7 protein-coding genes are annotated in these 5,701 nt (G+C 72.1%); 5 read left to right on the forward strand and 2 right to left on the reverse strand.

What is annotated here, in order from left to right:
- Positions 1-127: 127 nt before the first annotated feature.
- Together dinB and QH283_RS28215 are read right to left on the reverse strand one after the other, a co-directional pair.
- Positions 128-1,378, reverse strand: coding sequence for a DNA polymerase IV (gene dinB / locus QH283_RS28210; protein ID WP_280505967.1), 1,251 nt, complete (start codon positions 1,376-1,378; stop codon positions 128-130).
- 86 nt (positions 1,379-1,464) lie between these two features.
- On the reverse strand, positions 1,465-2,361 hold the full coding sequence (locus QH283_RS28215) for an alpha/beta fold hydrolase (RefSeq protein WP_280505968.1): 897 nt from the start codon (positions 2,359-2,361) through the stop codon (positions 1,465-1,467).
- 131 nt (positions 2,362-2,492) lie between these two features.
- Between QH283_RS28215 and QH283_RS28220 the strand changes: the two genes are divergently transcribed.
- The 5 genes from QH283_RS28220 (at position 2,493) to QH283_RS28240 (ending at position 5,514) form a co-directional block, all read left to right on the forward strand.
- Positions 2,493-3,089, forward strand: coding sequence for a TetR/AcrR family transcriptional regulator (locus QH283_RS28220; RefSeq protein WP_280505972.1), 597 nt, complete (start codon positions 2,493-2,495; stop codon positions 3,087-3,089).
- Between the two features lie 118 nt (positions 3,090-3,207).
- Positions 3,208-4,305, forward strand: a complete 1,098-nt coding sequence (locus QH283_RS28225) for a WD40/YVTN/BNR-like repeat-containing protein (protein ID WP_280505969.1) — start codon at positions 3,208-3,210, stop codon at positions 4,303-4,305.
- A complete protein-coding gene (locus QH283_RS28230; RefSeq protein WP_280505970.1) occupies positions 4,302-4,589 on the forward strand; it encodes a MoaD/ThiS family protein in 288 nt (95 codons plus the stop codon). Before QH283_RS28225 ends, QH283_RS28230 begins: the two co-directional genes overlap by 4 nt.
- Positions 4,590-4,639: 50 nt before the next feature.
- Positions 4,640-5,095 carry a MarR family winged helix-turn-helix transcriptional regulator gene (locus QH283_RS28235; protein WP_280505973.1) on the forward strand — a complete coding sequence of 152 codons (456 nt, stop codon included), beginning with the start codon at positions 4,640-4,642 and terminating at the stop codon, positions 5,093-5,095.
- Positions 5,092-5,514 (forward strand): organic hydroperoxide resistance protein, encoded by a 423-nt coding sequence (locus QH283_RS28240; protein ID WP_280505971.1) that lies wholly within the window; start codon positions 5,092-5,094, stop codon positions 5,512-5,514. The genes QH283_RS28235 and QH283_RS28240 overlap by 4 nt, the downstream gene beginning before the upstream one ends.
- The last annotated feature ends 187 nt before the right edge of the window (positions 5,515-5,701 follow it).

Consider the following 5,701-nt stretch of genomic DNA (forward strand, 5'->3'; position numbering starts at 1 on the left):
CCCGGGGGGCCCGCCGGGCCCGCCCATCGGGTGGGGCGGCCCCCGGGTGCGCTGGTGCTCATCGGCGGGCGCACCTACACCTCCGACCCCCCACCGGGGCGGCTCTGCCCCCCCCCGCGACTCGGGTTCAGTCGGGCAGCAGCGGCACCGAGATCCCTTCGCCGCGGCCGAGCAGGGCTGCCCTGGTGACCGCGGCGGAACCGAAGCGGCGGCGCAGCTCGTCGAGGGTGCGGTCGAGGGTGTTGTCGGCCCGGTCGGTCAGGGGCAGGGCCAGTTGGCGGGGTTCGGCGTCGGCCAGGTCGGTCAGCGCCAGGCCGAGCAGGGTCAGGCCGCGCTGCCCGATCATCGGCACGGCGGCGGCCAGCAGCGCGCGGGCGACGCCGAGCAGCACGGCGGTGTCGTCGGTGCGGACGGACAGGGTGTGTGAGCGGGTGGCGCGGGAGAAGTCGTCGAAGCGCAGGCGCAGCACCACGGCGCGGGCGACGCGCTGGGCGGCCCGCAGCCGCCTGCCGAGCCGGTCGATCAGACCGTGCAGACAGGCCTCGATCTCCTCGGGTTCGTGACGGCCGCGGCCGAGGGCGCGTTGCGCGCCGATCGAGCGACGACGGCGGCCGGTCTCCACCCGGCGCGGGTCGTGGGCCGTCGCCAGGGCCGACAGGTGGCGGGCGGCGGCGCGGCCGAGCAGACCGCGCAGGCCGTCCTCGCCGAGCGCGGCGAGCTGGCCGATCCGGGTGATGCCGTGCTCGTGCAGGGTGCGGGCGGTCACCTCGCCCACACCCCACAGGCGTTCCACCGGCAGCGGGTGCAGGAACTCGAGCTCGCGCTCGGGTTCGACCAGCCGCAGCCCGTCGGGTTTGGCGACCGCGCCGGCCACCTTGGCGAGGAACTTGGTGCGCGCGATGCCGACCGAGATGGGCAGGCCCACCTCGTGGCGGACGCGGGCGCGCAACCCGCGGGCGATGTCGAGCGGCTCGCCTGCGATGCGGCGCAGACCGGCGACGTCGAGGAACGCCTCGTCGATGGAGATGGCCTCGACCATCGGGGTCACGTCCCGGAACACCTCGAACACCGCTCTGCTCGCGGCCGCGTAGGCGCTCATGCGCGGTGGCACCACCACGGCATCCGGGCACAGCCGCAGCGCGCGGGCGCCGTTCATCGGGGTGCGCACGCCGAAGGCCTTGGCCTCGTAGGAGGCGGCCAGCACCACACCGCCGCCGACGATGACCGGGCGGCCGCGCAGGCTCGGGTCGTCGCGCTGTTCGACCGAGGCGTAGAAGGAATCGAGGTCGGCATGCAGGATCGAGGCCTCCCGGCGAACCGCCCGCTCGGGCGTCGCCGGATCGGCGGGCGGGGCGCGGCGTGGTTCGGGGTCGGGCACGCACGCATGGTCGCACGCGGGTCCGACAGGAGCGCCGCGGCTGCGAGTCCCTGTTCACGACCGGCCCTGTTCACGACCTGGCCTGTTCACGACCTGACCGGCCGTTCGGCCGCGGTGTGCGCGAGGACGGCGGCGGCCAGTTCCTCGTGCACCTGCGGCGGCAGGGTGTGGCCCATCCCGGCCACGATCATCAGCCGGGCACCGGGGATCTCCTCGGCGATGAGCGCGCCGTGCCCCGGCTTGGCCGGTTCGTGGCTGCCCTCGACCACCAGCGTCGGCGCCTGCACCCGGTGCAGCACGCCGACCGGCTCGAAGTCCGGGTCGGCGGCCGCGGCCAGCCGGTGGTTGACCACCGCGTCGATGTCGCGCGCGCGGTCGAGGACCCGTTCCTGCAAGCGGCGTGCCGCGGTCTCGTCGAACGGCAGCCCGGTGCCGTGCAGGACGCGCTGTTCGGCGACCATGTTCGCGAGGCGGGATTCCCGGTCGAGCGGCGGCGGGGCGGCGATCATCCGCCGGAAGCAGGTGACGAACTCGGGGGTGGGTTCGGGCAGGCTGCCCTCGGGCTGTGGCTGCCCGAGCAGCGCCCGCATCACCACCTGTCCCTCGCCCGCGCCGAGCGGGGAGGAGCCGATGAGGGTCAGCGAGCGCACCCGGCCCGGCTGTTCGACGGCCAGGAGTTGGGCCAGCAGGCCGCCCGCCGAATGGGCGACCAGGTGCGCGCTGTCGAGGCCGTGGACATCGAGCACGCGCGTGACGTCGTCGGCGATGTCGCGCCAGGTGTAGGGCTCGGGGGCGAACTCGTAGGTGTCGGAGCGGCCGGTGTCGCGATGGGCGTAGCGGATCACCCGGCGACCGCCCGCGACCAGGCGGTCGATGAACTCCTCCGGCCACAGGACGGCCTGCGACATCGAACCCATGATCAACAGGATCGGGGCGTCGGTCGCGGAGCCGAATTCCTCGCTCCAGAGCTTCTTCTCGGGCATGCGGACCTCCTCGCGGCGAAGCGTGGGCAGTCAGGACACGACCGGGGGTCGGCGCCTACTGCCTATCACTTCGTGTGTAGTACTCTGATCGAAGTGGTTTGAAGGTTAGTACTACAACTGGAGTGGTGTCAATGGTTCGCACGAATCCGCAGCGCCGACAGGCATTGCTGGACGCATCGATCGAGGTCCTGGCGCGCGACGGCGCGCGGGGACTCACCTTCCGCGCGGTCGACAAGGAAGCGGGTGTGCCCGCAGGCACCGCCTCCAACTACTTCGCCAACCGCGACGACCTGCTCGTCCAGACCGGGAACCGCTACTACGAACGGCTCATCCCCGGCGATGCCGCGATGGCGAAACTGGACGAACCGCCCTCGCGGGAGTTGCTCACCGAACTCATGACCGAGGTCGTCGAACGCGTCACCCGCTTCCGCACCGGCTACCTGGCGCTGCTGGAACTCCGGCTGGAGGCCACCCGGCGGCCGGAACTGCAAGCGCTGCTGACCGAACGGGTGCGCGCCGACCTCGAATTCAATGTCGCCGCCCACCTCGATCACCACATGCCCGGCGACGAGAACACCGTGCTGCTGCTGATCCTCGCGCTGAACTGGCTCATCCTCGAACGGCTCACGCTGCCGGGGGTCTTCACCGAGGAGCGGGCACGGGAACTGGTGCGCGTGGCGGTCGAGCGGGCGATCCCCGCGCAACCGCCGAGCGCGGCGGGGGAGTAGCCCGGCGCGGCGCGGGCCGACGCGCGGTGGCTTCCGTGTTCTGCGGATTTTCGTCCGACCCCCGGAGTACGCTCGGCACTCGTCGGCGTAGCGGGGAATTCACCAGTGGAGGTCGGCGATGGAGATCTTGCTCGGAATCGGTACGCGCAAGGGCCTGTTCCTCGCGCACAGCGCCGACGGCCGCAGAAGCTGGACCGTGGAGCCGCCGCAGTTCCCGATCGCGGACGTGAAGGCGCTGGCGATCGACACCAGACGCGCGGCCCCGCGCGTGCTCGCCGGTGTGCTGGACAGCCACTTCGGGCCGACCCTGGTCACCAGCGACGACCTCGGCCGCAGCTGGAGCGAACCCGACGACGCCCCGCTGGCCTTCCCGGACGACACCGAAACCGCACTGGGCGGCATCTGGCAGATCGCCCCCGCCACCGAGGGTGAGCCGGACGTGGTGTACGCAGGCGTCGAGCCGTCGGCGCTGTTCCGATCCGTCGACGGCGGAAGGACTTTCGAGCTCGTCCGTGGCCTGTGGGAGCACCCGCATCGACCGCAGTGGATGCCCGGCGGTGGCGGACTGGCGCTGCACACGGTCCTGCCGCACCCGATCGACCGGCAGCGCATCACCGTGGCCATGTCCACCGGCGGGGTCTACCGGTCCGCCGACGGCGGCGTCAGCTGGGAGCCGGCCAACAAGGGCGTCACCGCCGATTTCATGCCCGACCAGCAGCCCGAGTGGGGCCAGTGCGTGCACAAGGTCGCCGTCGACGCCGCGACCCCGAGCACCATGTACCTGCAGAACCACGGCGGCGTCTTCCGCACCACCGACGACGGCGCGGGCTGGCACCCCATCGACGCGGGCCTGCCGCCGTCGAATTTCGGTTTCCCGATCGTCGCCCATCCCACGCGCCCCGGCTGGATCTACACCTTCCCGCTGGTCGCCGACATGGAACGGTTCCGCTTCCCGCCGGAGGCGCGCTGCGCGGTCTACCGCAGCACCGACGGCGGCGAGACCTGGTCGGCGCACACCGACGGTCTGCCGCAGACCCCGTTCTGGGCCGCGGTCATGCGCGACGCCATGTGCGCCGACGACGCCGACCCGGCGGGCATCTACTTCGGCACCCGCAACGGCACGGTCTATTGCAGCCCCGACGAGGGCGAGCACTGGCAGCCGGTCGCCGAGAACCTGCCGGACGTGCTCTGCGTGCGCGCCCGAGTCGTGGGGTGAGTGCCGTGGCCCTGGTGCGCCTGCCGTCGGCGCTGCGGCCCTACGCGGGCGGTGCGAAAGAACTCGAGATCGAGGGGTCGACCCTGCGCGAGGTGCTCGACGGTCTCGGCGCGCGCTTCCCGGCGCTCGAACGCAGGCTCCGCGACGAGACCGGGACGCTGCGCCGTTACGTGAACTTCTATGTCGGTGACGACGAGTGCCGCACGTCGCGCGGCCTGGACACCGCCGTGCCGCCCGGGGGCGAAGTCATGATCATCCCCGCCGTGGCAGGCGGGACAGCGTGATTGCGAACAACTTGATTGCGCACAACTGAATTGTGACTACAGTTCAGTACATGGCCGACCTGCCCGCACCCGATCAGCAGCTGTGCTTCCAGCTGTACTCCGCATCTCGCGCCGTGACCGCCATCTACCGCCCCAGGCTCGACGAGCTGGGCATCACCTATCCGCAATATCTGGTCCTGCTGTCCCTGTGGGAGCGCGACGGCCGCACCGTGCGCGACCTGGGAGAAGAACTGGCCCTGGATTCCGGCACGCTCTCGCCGCTGCTCAAGCGGCTGGAAGCGGTCGGGCTCGTGGAGCGGAGCCGATCCACCGCCGACGAACGTCGCGTGCAGATCCGGCTCACCGAGCGCGGAAACGCCCTGCGCGAGCAGGCATGCGAGCTCCCGCGGGAGATTCTCGACGCCACGGGCCTCTCGCTCGAGGAAGCGATCGCCCTGCGCGACACGCTGGCGCGCATGCGGCGGGCGATGGACACCCGAATCGAGTCAGGAAGGAACCGATCATGAACGTTCTGTACACCACCGAGGCGCTGGCCACCGGCGAAGGCCGCGACGGTCACGTCCGCTCCGACGACGGCAGGATCGACTTCCAGCTCGCCGTGCCCAAGCAGATGGGCGGCAGCGGCGAGGGCGCCAATCCCGAGCAGCTGTTCGCCGCGGGCTACGCCGCCTGCTTCCACTCCGCGCTGCGTCTGGTCGCGCGCCAGGCGGGGGCTAATGGCGACGACTCCACCGTCGGCGCCAAGGTCGGTATCGGCCGGACCGAGAGCGGCGGCTTCGGCTTGGCGGTCACCCTCGAGGTGACCCTGCCGCACGTGCCGCGTGCGCAGGCTCAGGAGCTGGCCGATCGAGCCCACCAGGTGTGCCCGTATTCCAACGCCACCCGGGGCAATATCGACGTCGAGGTGCTCGTCACCGACGACTGAGCCCGATCGCTCACAGGAGCGGTGCCCGAGCGAGAGGTGCGCCGCTCCGTGCCCGATTCCGAAACTTCTCGCGTCGGACCGGATTCGGTCCGGCCGCCCCGCCCGGGGGGGGGGGGGGGGGGGGGGGGCGGGCGCGGGGGGGGCGCCGCGGGGGCGGCGGGGGCCCCCGGCGGGACCCCGCCCGCGG

Source organism: Nocardia farcinica (genome assembly GCF_029867845.1).
GTDB classification, from domain to species: Bacteria; Actinomycetota; Actinomycetes; order Mycobacteriales; family Mycobacteriaceae; genus Nocardia; species Nocardia farcinica_A.